The sequence below is a fragment of the Streptomyces sp. GbtcB6 genome (assembly GCF_019091475.1).
In the GTDB taxonomy this organism is placed as follows: Bacteria; Actinomycetota; Actinomycetes; order Streptomycetales; family Streptomycetaceae; genus Streptomyces; species Streptomyces hyaluromycini.
The window spans coordinates 315,240-330,059 of record NZ_JAGXJL010000005.1 but is presented as its reverse complement, the minus strand read 5'-3'; the positions used below and the strand labels follow the sequence as shown (position 1 = coordinate 330,059).

At 72.3% G+C, this 14,820-nt stretch carries 13 protein-coding genes; 5 read left to right on the top strand and 8 right to left on the bottom strand.

Features of this window, described 5'->3' with window-relative positions; translation table 11 throughout:
- Positions 1–388: 388 nt before the first annotated feature.
- Together KVT45_RS11895 and KVT45_RS11890 are read right to left on the bottom strand one after the other, a co-directional pair.
- The gene (locus KVT45_RS11895) at positions 389–1,261 is read right to left on the bottom strand and encodes an acyl-CoA dehydrogenase family protein (RefSeq protein WP_217546670.1); all 873 of its coding nucleotides are present in this window, start codon (positions 1,259–1,261) and stop codon (positions 389–391) included.
- Between the two features lie 6 nt (positions 1,262–1,267).
- Positions 1,268–2,398, bottom strand: coding sequence for an acyl-CoA dehydrogenase family protein (locus KVT45_RS11890; RefSeq protein ID WP_217546668.1), 1,131 nt, complete (start codon positions 2,396–2,398; stop codon positions 1,268–1,270).
- A gap of 134 nt (positions 2,399–2,532) precedes the next feature.
- Here KVT45_RS11890 and KVT45_RS11885 point away from each other — a divergent pair, with 134 nt between their 5' ends.
- On the top strand, positions 2,533–4,089 hold the full coding sequence (locus tag KVT45_RS11885; RefSeq protein WP_217546666.1) for a class I adenylate-forming enzyme family protein: 1,557 nt from the start codon (positions 2,533–2,535) through the stop codon (positions 4,087–4,089).
- On the opposite strand, the gene KVT45_RS11880 is transcribed toward KVT45_RS11885, so the two are convergent.
- Both KVT45_RS11880 and KVT45_RS11875 read right to left on the bottom strand, forming a co-directional pair.
- Entirely contained in the window at positions 4,073–4,585 is a 513-nt protein-coding gene (locus KVT45_RS11880; protein ID WP_217546664.1) for an EF-hand domain-containing protein, read from the bottom strand. The two genes, KVT45_RS11885 and KVT45_RS11880, sit on opposite strands and share 17 nt — an antisense overlap.
- Positions 4,586–4,778: 193 nt before the next feature.
- A complete protein-coding gene (locus KVT45_RS11875) occupies positions 4,779–5,153 on the bottom strand; it encodes an STAS domain-containing protein (protein ID WP_089101928.1) in 375 nt (124 codons plus the stop codon).
- 360 nt (positions 5,154–5,513) lie between these two features.
- Here KVT45_RS11875 and KVT45_RS11870 point away from each other — a divergent pair, with 360 nt between their 5' ends.
- Together KVT45_RS11870 and KVT45_RS11865 are read left to right on the top strand one after the other, a co-directional pair.
- Positions 5,514–6,095: an RNA polymerase sigma factor gene (locus KVT45_RS11870; RefSeq protein ID WP_217546663.1), complete on the top strand. Its 582-nt coding sequence runs from the start codon at positions 5,514–5,516 to the stop codon at positions 6,093–6,095.
- A gap of 53 nt (positions 6,096–6,148) precedes the next feature.
- Positions 6,149–7,372, top strand: a complete 1,224-nt coding sequence (locus tag KVT45_RS11865) for a maleylpyruvate isomerase N-terminal domain-containing protein (protein ID WP_308310711.1) — start codon at positions 6,149–6,151, stop codon at positions 7,370–7,372.
- A gap of 217 nt (positions 7,373–7,589) precedes the next feature.
- On the opposite strand, the gene purU is transcribed toward KVT45_RS11865, so the two are convergent.
- Together purU and KVT45_RS11855 are read right to left on the bottom strand one after the other, a co-directional pair.
- Positions 7,590–8,474, bottom strand: a complete 885-nt coding sequence (gene purU / locus KVT45_RS11860) for a formyltetrahydrofolate deformylase (RefSeq protein ID WP_217546661.1) — start codon at positions 8,472–8,474, stop codon at positions 7,590–7,592.
- Positions 8,475–8,530: 56 nt separating this feature from the next.
- Entirely contained in the window at positions 8,531–9,031 is a 501-nt protein-coding gene (locus KVT45_RS11855; RefSeq protein WP_089101925.1) for a hypothetical protein, read from the bottom strand.
- Between the two features lie 118 nt (positions 9,032–9,149).
- Here KVT45_RS11855 and KVT45_RS11850 point away from each other — a divergent pair, with 118 nt between their 5' ends.
- Positions 9,150–10,466, top strand: coding sequence for an ABC transporter substrate-binding protein (locus tag KVT45_RS11850; protein ID WP_217546659.1), 1,317 nt, complete (start codon positions 9,150–9,152; stop codon positions 10,464–10,466).
- Between the two features lie 21 nt (positions 10,467–10,487).
- On the opposite strand, the gene KVT45_RS11845 is transcribed toward KVT45_RS11850, so the two are convergent.
- Positions 10,488–12,152, bottom strand: a complete 1,665-nt coding sequence (locus tag KVT45_RS11845; protein ID WP_217546658.1) for a hypothetical protein — start codon at positions 12,150–12,152, stop codon at positions 10,488–10,490.
- A 201-nt stretch (positions 12,153–12,353) separates the two neighbouring features.
- On the bottom strand, positions 12,354–13,739 hold the full coding sequence (locus tag KVT45_RS11840) for a transcriptional regulator (protein WP_217546656.1): 1,386 nt from the start codon (positions 13,737–13,739) through the stop codon (positions 12,354–12,356).
- A gap of 274 nt (positions 13,740–14,013) precedes the next feature.
- Here KVT45_RS11840 and KVT45_RS11835 point away from each other — a divergent pair, with 274 nt between their 5' ends.
- The gene (locus tag KVT45_RS11835) at positions 14,014–14,676 is read left to right on the top strand and encodes a bifunctional DNA primase/polymerase (protein ID WP_217546654.1); all 663 of its coding nucleotides are present in this window, start codon (positions 14,014–14,016) and stop codon (positions 14,674–14,676) included.
- Positions 14,677–14,820 lie beyond the last annotated feature (144 nt).

The window sequence follows — 14,820 nt, the reverse complement described above, 5'->3', positions numbered from 1 at the left end:
TTCCCTTACGAGACAGCATGGTTGACGTACAGTCACCCCAACAAGCGCTTCGGGCATATTCCAGCGCGAAGGAGTACGCCTCCGGCATACTGTGCGACGCTCGCGGCGGGGAGTCGAACAAGCGGGGGCGCAAGCCCTTACCGCCCTGCGAGCGGCGGTGCGCACCATGAGTGGCGGGGCCGCTTCGACGGCTCCGCCAGCATGGCTCGTCCTCGGAACCACTCGCATCCCACAGAAGGTACCGGAGGGGACAGCCGACTCCAGGCCGTGACGAGTCACGCGTTGGACACAACCCGGTATCAACGCTCCGTGATTCCGGTATGCCACAATCCGCGACATCGCGACCACTTGAACCCATGATTCCGCAGGCCAGCGCCGTTTCGAACGCTCAGCCGAGCAACTCTGCGGCGAGCATCTCCTCACTCTCCGTGTTCACACCACCACGCTGCGCCCGCACCCATGTCCGTTTCAGGTGCAGATGTACCTCCGACTCCCAGGTGAAGCCCATCCCGCCGTGCACCTGGAGGCAGTCCCGGGCGCCGCGCACGGCGGCCTCCTCGGCGAGCAACCGGGCCGCCGCGATGTCAGCGGGGGCGGAGGTCACGGCGGCCGCGTAGACGGCCGCCCGCGCGGTCTCGGCGCGCACCAGCATGTCGGCGCACAGATGCTTGACCGCCTGGAACGCTCCGATCGGCTGCCCGAACTGCACGCGCGTGCGTGCGTGTTGCACGGCCAGCTCGCACGCGCGCGTGGCCGTGCCGAGCTGCTCGGCGGCGGTGAGGAGCACGGCGACCGGGTCGGGCGGCCCGGAGACCGGTCCCGGGACGCGGTGCAGGGGCGTCAACGGGTCCACCGAGCGCACCGGTACGGCCCCCGACGCGTCCCCCGTCACCTCGTCGGCCTCGGCCAGCCACTCCACCAGGCCGCCGTCCACACGGGCCACCACGGCCTCCCCGGTGGCCGCGCCGGGCACGTCGGCCGCCGCGAGGTGGGTGGCCACCAGCGGGCCGGGCAGCAGTGCCCGCCCCGCCTCCTCGAACACCAACACGGCTTCGGGCAGGCCGAGTCCGACGCCGCCCTCGGCCTCGGGCAGCCGCAGCGCGAAGAACCCGGCGGCTCCCAGCTCCCGCCACAGACCCCGGTCGAGCCGGCACGGCGCACCGGCGGCCGCCCGCAGCACCGCGCCGTCGAACCGGCGCCCCAGCAGCTCCCGCATGCCCGCCCGCAACGCCTCCTGGTCACGGGTCAGTCGAAAGCGCACGTCCGCTCACCGCCCCTTCGGCAGCCCGAGGATCCGCTCGGCCACGATGTTCCGCTGGATCTGCGAGGTCCCGGCCGCGATGGTGTACGAGAGCGAGGAGAGCCGGTCGAGGACCCACGGCCGGTCGAGGTCGAGGGCGTCCGGGCCGAGCACGGCGGCCGCCGCGTCGTACAGCTCCTGCCGCGCGTGCGAGTACCGCAGTTTGAAGACCGAGCCCCCGACCCCGGGCACGCCCCTGCCCTCCGCCTCGCTGACGTTCCACTGGGTGAGCCGCCACAGCGCCCGGAACTCGGCGTTCAGGCGGCCGAGGCGGCGGCGCAGTTCCGGGTCGTCCCAACTGCCGTTCTCGCACGCCACGCGCGCGAGGTCGCCGAGCACCCGGCGGCAGGCGACGACCTCGCCGACGAAGGCGGTACCGCGTTCGAAGGAGAGGGTCACCATGGTGACGCGCCAGCCGTCGTTCTCGGCGCCGACCCGGTTGGCCACCGGCACCCGCACCTCGTCAAGGAACACCTCGGCGAACTCGTAGGACCCGGCGAGCGTGCGCAGCGGCCGTACGGTGATGCCCGGGGCGTCCATGGGCATGGCCAGCCAGGTGATGCCCCGGTGCCTGGGCGCCTCCGGGTCCGTCCGCACCAGCAGCTCGCACCATTCGGCGACCTCCGCGTGCGAGGTCCAGATCTTGGAGCCGGTCACCACGTAGTCGTCGCCGTCGCGCCACGCGCGCGTGCGCAGCGCGGCCAGGTCGGAGCCGGCGTCCGGTTCGCTGAAGCCCTGGCACCACACCTCGTCGCCGCGCAGGATCGGCGCCAGCCAGCGGGCCCGCTGCGCTTCGGTGCCCTCGGCGGCGATGGTGGGGCCCGCGTGCAGCAGGCCGACGAAGTTGGCGCCCACATAGGGCGCGCCGGCCTTCTCGGTCTCCTCGAGGAAGATCAGCCGCATGGTGGGAGACGCGTCCCAGTGGACGTCGGCGTACCCGGCGTCGTACAGCGTGCGCTGCCAGCCGAGGTCGTAGGCTCGGCGGCCCGGCCAGTCCTCGGGCTTCGGCTTCGGCGGGAGGCCGGGCAGCACCTTGGCGAGCCACTCCCGCAGCCGCGCCCGGAAGTCCTCCTCCTCGGGCGTGTACGACAGGTCCACCGGCAGACACCCCCACGTAGCTGATGGTTCGTCAGGTCTCGCAGGCTAGCCCCGCACCCCTGGACCGACAAGGCGCCAGGACCTACGATCTGACGACTCGTCAGTTCCGCGGTTCCGCTGGGCAGGGGGACTCCATGAACGCCACCGCACACGAACTGAGCGCCTCCCGCACGCTCTGGGACCTGGTCGCCCGGCGCGCCGAACTCACCCCCGACCGCCCGGTGTTCCTCCAGGGCGACCGCGCCCTGACCTTCGGCGGGCTGCACGCGCGTGCCGAACGCGTCGCGGCCGGGCTGTACGGCATGGGCGTACGCCCCGGCACGGTGGTCGCCTGGCAGCTGCCGACCCGGATCGAAACGGCCGTCCTGTCCTTCGCGCTGGCCAGGCTGGGCGCCGTCCAGTCGCCCGTCATCCCCTTCTACCGGGACCGCGAGGTCGGCTTCGCACTGCGCGAGTCCAGGGCCGAGTTCTTCGCCGTACCGGGCGTGTGGCGCGGCTTCGACCACGCGGAGATGGCGCGTCGGCTGGGCGCGAAGGGGATCTTCGAGGCGTACGACGGTGACGGGCTGCCCGACGGCGATCCGGCCGTGCTGCCCGCCCCGCCCGCCGAGGGCACCTCCGTCCGGTGGATCTACTGGACCTCGGGAACCACCTCGGACCCCAAGGGCGTTCTGCATACGGACCGGTCGCTCATCGCGGGCGGTTCGTGTCTCGCGCACGCGCTGCGGCTCACGGCGGACGACGTGGGCTCGATGGCGTTCCCGTACGCGCACATCGCCGGCCCCGACTACACGGTGATGCTGCTGCTGTACGGCTTCCCGGCGGTGATGTTCGAGCAGTTCGCGCTGCCGGACGCGCTGCCGGAGTACCGCAGGCACGGGGTGACGGTGGCGGGCGGTTCGACGGCGTTCTACTCGATGTTCCTGGCCGAGCAGCGCAAGCAGCCCGGGGCGCCGGTCATCCCCTCGCTGCGGCTGCTGGCCGGCGGCGGGGCGCCCAAGCCGCCGGAGGTGTACCACGCGGTGGTGCGCGAGATGGGGGTGCAGCTGACGCACGGGTACGGCATGACCGAGGTGCCGATGATCACGATGGGAGCGCCGGACGACACGGTGGAGAACCTGGCGACGACCGAGGGGCGGCCGCCGGAGGGGATGGAGATACGGATCGCGGAGGGCGGCGAGGTGCGCTTGCGCGGGGAGGCGGTGTGCCAGGGGTACCTGGATCCGGCGCAGTCCGCCGCGGCCTTCGACGAGGAGGGCTTCCTGCGCACCGGCGACCTGGGCCGGGTGACCGGAACCGGCCATCTGGTCCTCACCGGACGGCTCAAGGACGTGATCATCCGCAAGGGCGAGAACATCTCGGCGAAGGAGATCGAGGATCTGCTCGCCGCGCATCCGGCGGTGGCCGACGCGGCGGTGGTCGGGCTGCCGGACGCGGAGCGCGGTGAACTGGTGTGCGCGGTGGTCGAACAGCCTCCGGGGACCGCCGTGTTGACGCTCCCGGAGGCGGTGTCGTACCTGCGCGCGGAAGGGCTGTCGGTGCACAAGCTGCCGGAGCGGCTGGAGGTGGTGGACGCGCTTCCGCGCAACGAGACGCTGCGCAAGGTGCTCAAGTACAAGCTGCGCGAGCGGTTCTCGGGGACTCCCGCACCGGGGACTCCCGCTTCGGAGCGTCCTACTCCGGGATCGTGAAGTAGCGGGCGAACGCCGGGACGATCTCGGCCTCCGCGACCTTGCCGTCGCCGTCGGTGTCCAGGCGCGCCGCGACCGCCTGCGCGAGTTCGGGGGCGACCCCGAGGACGCGCAGCACGCGCACGGTGTCGGCGACGGTCGCCGTGCCCGTGCCCCCGGTGTCCGCGAGGGCGAGGGACGCGTGCAGGAAGGGGCGGGCGATCTCGCCGAACCGCTCGGGGTTGTCGTGCAGCCGCTTGACCGCGCCGCTCACGAACTCCTGGCGGGTGATGCGCTGGTCGCCGTCCCGGTCCGCCATGCCGGCCATGCCCTGCCAGAAGGCCTCCGCACCGGCGTACAGGGCCTGGCCCTTGTCGGAGCGCGCGGGGACGCCGAACTCGGCGAGCAGCGCCTTGGTTGCCGCGTTGAAGTCCTCGCGGTCGATCCAGCCGTTGCCGTCCTGGTCGAAGGTTGCGAACCGGGCGGCGATCCGTCGCTCGTACTCGGTGCTGACCATGTCTGTTCGGGCCGCCTTACGTGACGTGGGGGTTCATCTCGCTGGGAGCGTACGACGCGGCGGCGGCCGGAGAGCGGGAAAACGACGGTTGTGCCAAGACCGGGGGAATTCCGCGACAACAACGTGGCACTGTCGTGATCGTCGGCTATGGGCTCGCCGAGCCCGGCTGCCCCGGCCACCCCGGAAACCCCGGCTACGCGGACAGCGGGTCCTCCTCGTCGGCGGTCGCGCTGTCGATGTCGGCGTACACGTCGAACAGCCGGCGTACGCCGAGGGCGCCGAGGACCCGGTTGACGTGAGAACCGTCACTCGCGCCCTGGGCGGGCAGTATCAGCCGCAGCCGGCCCCGGCAGGAGCGGATCAGGCGGCGGGCCGCGATGAGGACGCCGACCCCGCTGGAGTCGCAGAAGAAGACGTCGGAGAGGTCGAGGACCAGGCTGTGATGGCCCTCGGCGACCACGTCGTGCACCCGCTGGCGCAGCACCGGCGAGGTCACCAGGTCCAGTTCGCCCGACACCCCGAGCACCGCCCACTCGCCCTGTTCGACGCCGGTCACCTTGAAAGCCACGGCTCAGCCCTCCGCTCGCCGGATCTCCGGAACCGCCCGGAAACGGAGCCAGTTCCTACGCTTCTTGTCGCGCGGCTGCCCAGCGGCCGTTCCCCGAAACCCCGGATGACAAACGAGCATCGATCGGAGAGGGTCTTGTTTCGGTCACCACCGATCCTGTTCGATCAGAAACAGAAGGTTCGGCCGGAGACGAACGGGAGAACCGAGAAACACGCGGAGAAGCACCGGGAGCGCCTCCTACCACCCGCGGTCCGTCAAGGGGCGTGCATTGCCATAAAGGGGCGTGCGTTGCCGGACGTGCCGACTACATTCGAGGAGACGGTGGAGACACGCTGGACACGGACACGGGGAGGGGGCCGCATGGCGAGGAAGGACGTACCGCCCCGCTGGGACCGCAAGATGCAGCAGCGGCTCGCCCGCGGCGAGGCGGCCGCCCTCGGTGAGCTGTACGACCGCTTCGCCTCGCTCGTGCACGGGCTCGCCCATCGCGTCCTCGGGGACGAGCGGGCCGCCGACGCCATAACCCGCGAGGTCTTCGCCCAGGTCTGGGAGCACCCCGACGCCTACGACCCCCGGCAGGGGCCGTTGCGCTCGTGGCTCGCCGCGCTGGCCCACCGGCTCGCCGTGCAGCGCCTCAGGGCCACCGAGACCGCCGCGCTCGCCCCCGGGGACAGTTCCTCCCCGGAAGCCGCGGAGGAGCTGGAGCACAAGGTACGGCGGGCGTCCGTCGCCGCCCGCGCGGACTACATCGTGCACTCCATGCCGGCCCCGCTGCGCGCCGCCCTGGACCTCGCCTACTTCCAGCGCCGCGACTACCGGCAGACCGCGGTGGACCTCGGCGTCACCGAGGACGAGGCCCGCCGCCGGCTGCGCCTGGGCCTGCAACTGCTGTCCACCGCGCACGACGCCGGGACGCCGCCCGGATACGGAGGTGGGGCGTGACCGGCGCCGAGTTCTCCGAGGCGCACGACGGCGCCGGCTCCGGGGACGGCGACGTGCCGCGCGACGGCGGCGCCGACTTCGGCCGGTCGCCGCGCATACCGCTGCCCCGGGCCTCCGTCGAGGACGGCGGGCAGCCGCTGCCCGAGCCGGCCGACCTGCCGCCCGTACCCCTGGAGTTGTCGCACGACGTCCTGAAGTCGCTGCTCGGGGCGTGGGCGCTGGCCGCGTGCTCGACGGCCGAGGCCCTCACCGTCGAGGCCCACCTCGGGGAGTGCGGGGCCTGTGCGGACGAGGCACGGCGGCTGCGCGAGGCGGTCGGCCTGCTGCACCAGCCGGAGAGCCTGGACCTCGATCCCGGCCTGCGCACCCGGGTCCTGGATGCCTGCCTGGACCGCCGGCCGGCCAGGATCCCGATCCCCGCCTGGGCGGCGCCCTACGACGCGGAGAGCGCCCGCCTGGACGCCCTGCTCCAGGACATCGGCGACGCGGAGTGGCACACGCCGGTGCGGCTGCGCTGGTTCGACGGCGAGGCGGCGGCGACCCGCCGTACGACGGTCGCCGGCGTCATCGCGCATCTGCTGTCCGTCGACGGGCTGGTGGCGATGGCACTGGGCCTGGAGGACCCGCTGGGGGAGGCCCCGGCACAGGGCCCGGCCGCCCGCACCGAGGCCTTCTGGCAGGCCTCGCACTTCCCGCCGACGCGTGCGGTGCGGGTGCCCTGGCGGGAGCAGAGCCACCGGCTCGTGCAGACCGTCTCCTTCACCGGGGGCGGCGCCGGGCGCCTCGGGGTGTCGTACGGCGACTTCGAACTGCCGTTGCACGACGCGATGCTGGACCGCGCCTTCGAGTGCTGGGTGCACGCGGAGGACATCGCGGAGGCGGTGGACTATCCCTACGGGCCGCCGGCCCCGAGGCACCTGCACCGGATGATCGACCTCGCGGCCCGGATGCTGCCCGCTGCGCTGGCCGAGCGCCGGCGGGCGGGGCTGGCGTCGCCCGGCCAGACCCCCCACCTGGTCCCTGCGGGACGGCCCGGCCGGAGCCTGCGGCTGGAGATCGAGGGCAGCGGCGGCGGCGAGTGGCTGATCCCGCTGGACTCGCCGGGGGCGGTGGGCTCGTCGGAGTTCGAGGTGGCGCACGTGGCGCTGGACGACGTGGAGTTCTGCCGGTTGGCCGCGGGCCATGTGCCGCCGGAGGAGGCGGCCGCGGGCCAGCTGGGGGATCGGGCGGCGATCAGGGACGTGCTGTTCGCTGCCGCGAGCCTGAGCCGGATGTAGGGACGCTCGCCCAAGGGGCGGGGCGGTTCCGGTCGTACGGCGACTGCGGGTGCGTGGGGGCCGTTCGCGCAGTTCCCCGCGCCCCTGGAAAAGACGGGGCTGCGCCCCGCTTTTGGCTTTTAGGGGCGCGGGGAACTGCGCGAGCAACCACGAACCACCCGCAGTCGCCGTGCGACAGGACCGCCCACCCCCCTGGGCGAAGGCCGCCGCCCGACCGTCAGCCGAAAACGACCGTCCGCCGGCCGTTGAGCAGGATGCGGCGCTCCGCGTGCCACTTCACCGCCCGTGCCAGCGCCTGGCACTCCACGTCGCGGCCGATCGCCACCAGCTGGTCCGGGGTGACGTCGTGGCCGACCCGCTCGACCTCCTGCTCGATGATCGGGCCCTCGTCCAGGTCCGCCGTGACGTAGTGCGCCGTCGCACCGATCAGCTTCACGCCCCGCGTGTGCGCCTGGTGGTACGGCTTCGCGCCCTTGAAGCTCGGCAGGAACGAGTGGTGGATGTTGATGATCCGGCCGCTCAGCTGCTTGCACAGGTCGTCCGAGAGGACCTGCATGTAGCGGGCCAGCACCACCAGTTCGACGTTCTCCTCGCGGACGAGGTCGAGCAGCCGGGCCTCGGCGTCGGCCTTCGTCTCCTTCGTCACCGGGATGTGGTGGAAGGGGATGTGGTACGAGTCCACCAGCTCCGCGAAGTCGGTGTGGTTGGAGACCACGGCCACGATGTCCACCGGGAGCGCGCCGATACGGGCGCGGAAGAGCAGGTCGTTCAGGCAGTGGCCGAACTTGCTGACCATGAGGACGATGCGCATCCGCTCGTCGGCCCGGTTGATCTGCCAGTCCATGTGGAAGGAGTCACCGATCGCCGCGAAGCTGGCCCGCAGCTTGTCGACCGTCACCGGCGCGTCGGCCGAGAAGTGCACGCGCATGAAGAACAGGCCCGTGTCGTGGTCCCCGAACTGCTGGCTGTCCTCGATGTTGCAGCCGGTCATGAACAGGTAGCTCGACACGGCGTGCACGATGCCCTTTTTGTCCGGGCAGGAGAGCGTGAGGACGTACTGGTCGGCCGGGGCGGCCTGGGCTCGGGTGGACTCATCGGTCATGCACCACAGAATCTCATGCCCCGCCCGCCCCGGCAGTCGGCGTCCGCTTCGCGGACTCAGGCCGCCCGCGTCATGATCCGCAGCACCTCGAGGGTGCGCGGCGGGGCGTCCGGGTCGTCGCCGTCACTCGCCGCCAGGCGTATGTGCGCGTCCCGGGCCGCCCGGACCGCGTCCGGCCACGCCTGGTGGTCGAGGTAGGCGGAGACCGGCGCGTCCGGCCCGACCTGGTGCATGATCCGCAGCACCCGCAGCACGGCGGTGTCGACGAGCGCCGCCTCCTGCGAGTCGCGGAATATCGTCCCGACGTACTTCTCCGCGGACCAGCTGTCCAGCCAGGTGTCCTCGACCAGCCGGTAGACCGCGTCGGTCACGTCGCCGTACCCGTCCTGGCCGGCCAGCCAGACGTTCCGCTGGAAGTCCGGGTCGGAGAGCATGTGCAGCGCGGAGCGCACATTGCTGCGCCAGCGCCACCACGGCATGTCATTGAGTGGCATGCCGCCCATGGTGGAGGAGCGACGGCCGCGACGGGAAGAGTTCTCCGAACCTTGCACGGTCATCGATCGTACGTTCCTCGTCACACGCCCTTAATCGAGCCCCCGCAATTCACCTTCACGTCACTGTTCGTTGACCATGGGTCACTTCCCGGTTAGTGATGTGGCGGAATCGTGCATGTTCATGACCGGCAGGCGCCCCATCCTCAGCACCACCGTCAGCAGCGTCCTTCCCGCGGCCCACCGGCGTGTCAGAGCCACGGCCCTGTCCGCGGTGGCCATGACCGCGTGTGCGTCGCTCGCCGCCGGCTGCGGTGCCATCCCAGGGATGTCGACCTCGACGGACGACGCGATCAAGGTGATGACCTGGGCGCCGCAGGGGACCAGCGCCACCAACAAGCCCGGCATGCCCGCCATGGCCTCCGCCTACGTCAAGTGGATCAACTCCGAGGGCGGCATCCACGGCCGCAAGCTCAAGCTCGTCACCTGCAACGACCACAACAGCAGCGTGGGCGCCGCGACCTGCGCCCAGCGGGCGGTCGACGAGAACGTCGTCGCCGTGGTCGGCTCCTACAGCCAGTTCGGCGACTCCTACTTCGCCCCGCTGGAGGGCGCGGCCATCCCCTACATAGGCGGCTACGGGGCGACCAACGAGGAGTTCACCAGCCCCGTCTCCTACCCGGTCAACGGCGGCTCGCTCACCCTGCTGGCCGGACTCGGGGAGGCGCTGGCCGAGTCCTGCGGCCCGGTCACCCTGGTCCGCCCGGACAGCATCGCCGGCGACCAGCTGCCCCAGCTGCTCGACTCGGGCCTGCAGGCGGGCAGCCACGCCAAGGCGATCGACCAGCTCGCGGCCGAGGACCTCACCGAGTACGACCAGCAGTCGCAGAAGGCGCTGGAGAGCGCCACCTCGGACTCGCTGAAGACGGGCTGTGTGGTGCCCGAGCTGGGTGACCGCACGGCCACCTTCATGGACAACTTCCAGCGCGCCCGCCAGGACTACCCGAAGGTGAAGACGGCCGCCGAGGTCGGCAGCGTCGACCAGACGGTGATCAACTCCACCGGCGGCGCGTCCGGCCCGTACGAGGGGTCGTACATCACCGGCTGGTACCCGGTGGCCTCGGACTCGCGCTGGGACGGGATGAAGAAGGTCATCAGCAAGGAGGCCTTCGGCGACAACCGGATCGATCCGGCCGACGCCGGGGTGCAGACCACCTGGATCGCCTACAAGGTCCTCACCGCCGCGCTGGAGAAGATCGGCGACGGCGAGGTCAGCGCCGACAGTGTGCGGCACACCCTCAACGACGGCCTGAAGGTCTCCACCGGCGGCCTCACCCCGTCCCTGAGCTGGCCCTACCAGGGCAAGCTGGCCGCGGCCGGCTTCGCCCGGCTGGTCAACGCCGACGTGAACGTCCAGACGGTCAAGGGCGGTCTGCTGCAGTCGGCGAACAAGGAGGCCCTGGACATGACCAAGGTCCTGGAGAACGCCGACCTCAGCTGACCCCCGCGTGCGGCCCGGCCGTCACAGCTGGGTCGGCTGCCGCTGGGTCAGGCCGTACTTGCTCGCGATCGTGTTCCACAGCGCGGCCGCCTTCACCTTCTGGCTGCTGGCGGTGCCGCTCTCGCGGTTGCCGGCGGCGGTCTGGCCGGTGGTGCGGGCCTGGCCCTTGCGGCAGCCGTGCTTGCCCTTGGCCTGGTCGGCCCAGGCCGCGTAGTGGTTGTCGGCGTTCGCGGAGGCCTGCCAGGCCTTGGTGAGGGCGGTGCTCAGCTCGGCGTTGTCCGGCAGCTTGTCGACGGCCAGCTTCGACAGCCGGGTGACCAGCTCGGTGCGCTGCTGGGCGGCGTTGCGCAGGTCGGAGGCCGAGCCGTCCAGGTCCTTGCACTGCTTCACCTGGGCGACGGCGTTGATCACCGAGGCCCGGCTGCTGCCGCTGTCGGCGAGCAGCTTGTCCAGGGCGACGGCCTGCGCCTTCGCGGGGTCGGCCGCGGCCGAGGAGGACCCGTCGGTGGCCGAGGCGGACGCGGCCACCGTCTTGTTGGCGTCGTCCGAGCCCCCGCCGCCCCCGCTGAGCAGGGCACCGGCGCCGATGCCGAGCACCGCGATGCCGATCCCGACGGCCGCGATCAGCGGCACCTTCGACCTGCCGCGACCGCCCCGGCCGCCACCGTCGTCGTCGTGGTGGTCGTACGACGTCGGGGGCGGGGTGTACGCCGGCGGCTGCTGGTAGCCGCTCTGGGGCTGCTCCTGGAAGCGCGGCAGATAGGCCGTGGCCGCGGCCGGGGGCTCGCCGCCCGGCCCGCTGCGGAAGAGGTTGTCGAACTCGGCGGGCGGCTGCCGGTCGGCGCCGCCGCCCTGCGGGCCACCGGCCGGGTACGGCGCGATGTACTGCGTGGCGTCGGCGTCGGAGTGCGCCGCCGGGGCGGGCGGCCCGCCGTGGAAGGCGGTCTGCCCGTGGGACATCTCCGGCGGCAGCGCACCGGCGCCCACCGGCGGGATCAGCTGGGTGGCGCCCTCGGAGGCCGCCGGGACCGGCGGTATGTACTGCGTGGCGCCCTCGTCCATCGGCGCGGCGGGCACCGGCGGTATGTACTGCGTGGCGCCCTCGTCCATCGGCGCGGCGGGCACCGGCGGTATGTACTGGGTGGCGCCCTCGTCGGCGGGCGGCAGCGCACCGCCGTAGCCACCGTGGCCCCCCTGCGGGACGGCGGGCGGCAGCGCGGCGCCCGGAGCGCCGTAGGGGTCCTGGCCGGCGGCCGGGGGCAGCGGGGCGCCGTACGACTGCTGGGGCTGGGCGCCGTAGCCGTACGACTGCTCGTAGCCGCCGTACGACGGGGCCGGCGCCCCCTCCGGCGGAAGCGCACCGGAACCGGGGGCCTGCGCGGCCTGGGCCTGGGCGGCGTGCGACTGGGCGTTCCAGGCGGGCGGCAGCTGGTGCTCAGGGGCGGCCCACTCCTGGCCGGCCGCCTGCGGCCAGCCCTGGCCGTCCGGCTGGGGCTGCGGGCTCTGCTGGTGGCCGGGGCCCCACGGCTGGCCCCAGGACTGACCCTCGGACGGCGCGGCGGCCGGGGCGGGCGGCTGCGCGGCGGGGACGGGGCTGCCCGTCATACCCGGCAGCAGGGGCTCGCCACCGTCGGAGGGCAGCACGATGCCTTCGCGCGCGGGCTCGCCCTGTCCACTCTGCGTCACCGGGACTCCTACTAATGGGGGACCTTGTGAATCGTCGGCTCACGCTACCGGGTCCCCTCAGCCAGGTGCCACGCAGCCAAGGGCGCGATCTTGTTCCTTGTGACAGCAGTAACAGAACCGCCCCGCGGTGCGCTGTATATGCCACTTCTTGAGCGGCAACGTGTGGTTTCCCACACGTTCATGCAGCCGCGGGGCAGGAATTCATGCGGCGGCCTGCAGATCCAGGCGCGCTCCGAACTCCCTGACCACCGGTTCGTCCCGGAACGGCTCCAGCCGCAGCTGGAAGTCCTCCAGGTACTCGGCGCCCCGGTTGGAGCGGACCGTCTCCAGCAGCTCCACCGCCTTCGTCCCGGTCGCACAGGCCTGTTCGATCTCGCGCTGCTGCACCTGCGCCGTGGCGAGGAGCACATAGCCGATCGCGCGGCGCCGCGCCCGGGTCTCCGGGTGCCCGTCCAGCGACTGCTGCGCACACCTGGCGGCCGCCTCGGCCTGGCCCAGGTCACGGTGGCAGTGCGCCAGCTCGTCGGCCAGGTAGGCCTCGTCGAAGTGCCTGATCCACGCCGGGTCGTCCCCGGACGCCGGATCGGCCGCCTCCATCGCCGACACCGCCCGCCCGGACGCCAGCTGCGCCGACCGCACATCGCCCAGCAGGGCGTGGCCACGGGCCTCGGCCGCGAAGAACATCGCCTCCGCGCGCGGGGTCACGCGACCCCGCGCCCCCTCCTGCGCCGCCCGCGCCAACTGGGAGATCTCGCGCGGGTTTCCGAGCTGCGCGGCGAGGTGGCTCATGGAGGAGGCGAGCACATAACCGCCGTAGCCACGGTCGCCGGCCGCCTGCGCGAGGCGCAGCGACTGGATGTAGTACCGCTGGGCGAGCCCGGGCTGGCCGGTGTCGACGGCCATGTACCCGGCGAGCTCGGTGAGCCGGGCGACGGCGGCGAACAACTCCCGCCCCACTGACTCCCGGTAGGAGCCGGCCAGCAGTCCGGAGACGACGCTGTTGAGGTAGTGCACGACGACCGGGCGCACATGCCCGCTGCCGAACTGGTGGTCGAGGTCGGTGAGCGCCTGTGTCATGGCCTTCACCGCCGCGACGTCCGACTGCCCGACCCGCGGCCCCGCCTGCCGCGCCACCTGCGCGTCCGGCGCCGAGATCAGCCAGTCCCGGCTGGGCTCCACCAGCGCGGACGCGGCGACCGAGGAACCGGACAGGAAGTCCCGGCGCCCCACGTCACTGCGCCACAGCTCGCAGACCTGCTCGATGGCCCCCAGCACCGTCGGCGAGAACTGGAGACCGACGCCCGACGCGAGGTTCTTGCCGTTGGCCATGCCGATCTCGTCGATCGTGACCGTACGACCCAGCTTGCGGCCCAGCGCCTCGGCGATGATCGCGGGCGCCCGGCCCCGCGGCTGCTGGCCGCGCAGCCAGCGCGCCACGGACGTCTTGTCGTACCGGAGGTCGAGACCGTGCTCCGCGCCGCACATGTTGACCCGGCGGGCGAGCCCGGCGTTCGAGCACCCCGCCTCCTGGATGAGCGCCTGCAACCGTTCGTTCGGCTGCCGCGCGACAAGCGGCCTTGCGGCCATGGCGTACCCCCTGCGAACTCCCTGTAGGGAAAAGATCCGGCCTTTGCGATCACTGCCCAGCGGACATACCGAAAATGCGGGACATGCGAGGATTGCCGGGTAAAAGCAGCGGAACCACGGGTACGACCGCCGCCAACCCCCCACGTGTGACTACCCGCTCACGCCCCGGTTCCTCCTGCGCGCCCCCACACGTGCATCCATGCGCCCCAGTTACGGAAAAGATGCTCCTCCCCCGCGCGCGCTACGCCCGTAACTCCAGGTGGGTGCGGGAGTTGTGTTGAGCGTGGAAGAGACGATCGTGGGCACCGAAGCCGCTCAGATTCCGAAGCAGCGTGGGGAATCGCTGCTGGAGACCGCCGTACGCTACGCCGAGGAGCGCCACTGGGACGTCTTCCCGGGCACCTGGCTGGAAGCGGCCGAGGGGGTGCAACGCTGTTCCTGTGGTGAGGTCGCGTGCGTCGCGCCCGGCGCGCACGCAGCGCGCCCGGACTGGGCGACGCAGGCCACCGGTAGTGCGACGGTGGCGCGCCGGATGTGGCAGAAGCAGCCGACGGCGTCGATCCTGCTGCCGACGGGACGGACCTTCGACGCGCTGTCCGTCCCGGAGACGGCCGGGTTTCTCGCGCTGGCGCGCATGGAGCGGATGGAGCTGACGCTGGGGCCGGTGACCCTGACCCCCGACCGCCGGATGCAGTTCTTCGTGCTGCCGGGCGCGTCGGTGAAGGTGCCGGACCTGGTACGGAAGATCGGCTGGTCACCGGCGTCGCTGGACCTCACGGCGCTCGGGGAGGGGGCGTACGTGCCGGCGCCGCCGACGCGGTACGGGTCGCGGGGGGCGGTGCAGTGGGCGTGCCGGCCGACTGCGGCGAACCGGTGGCTGCCGGATGCGGAGGAATTGATCTCGCCGCTGGCTTATGCGTGCGGGCGGGACCGGTAGCGCCTATTGGGCTGCCGGGTGCTGTGTTGTGAGCGGCTGCGGGTGCGTCGTGGCCGATCGAGCAGTTCCCCGCGCCCCTTACGGGGCACGTCGTAGCTGCGGGCAGGCGTGCCGCAGGGCGGCACGGGTGGGCGCAGCGGCACC

Excerpts from the sequence above, each read along its gene's own strand:
- purU (WP_217546661.1), bottom strand. The coding sequence starts at position 8,474 with ATGACCGATGAGTCCACCCGAGCCCAGGCCGCCCCGGCCGACCAGTAC.
- KVT45_RS11840 (WP_217546656.1), bottom strand. The coding sequence starts at position 13,739 with ATGGCCGCAAGGCCGCTTGTCGCGCGGCAGCCGAACGAACGGTTGCAG.
- KVT45_RS11885 (WP_217546666.1), top strand. The coding sequence starts at position 2,533 with ATGAACGCCACCGCACACGAACTGAGCGCCTCCCGCACGCTCTGGGAC.
- KVT45_RS11855 (WP_089101925.1), bottom strand. The coding sequence starts at position 9,031 with ATGACCGTGCAAGGTTCGGAGAACTCTTCCCGTCGCGGCCGTCGCTCC.
- KVT45_RS11880 (WP_217546664.1), bottom strand. The coding sequence starts at position 4,585 with ATGGTCAGCACCGAGTACGAGCGACGGATCGCCGCCCGGTTCGCAACC.
- KVT45_RS11870 (WP_217546663.1), top strand. The coding sequence starts at position 5,514 with ATGGCGAGGAAGGACGTACCGCCCCGCTGGGACCGCAAGATGCAGCAG.
- KVT45_RS11850 (WP_217546659.1), top strand. The coding sequence starts at position 9,150 with ATGACCGGCAGGCGCCCCATCCTCAGCACCACCGTCAGCAGCGTCCTT.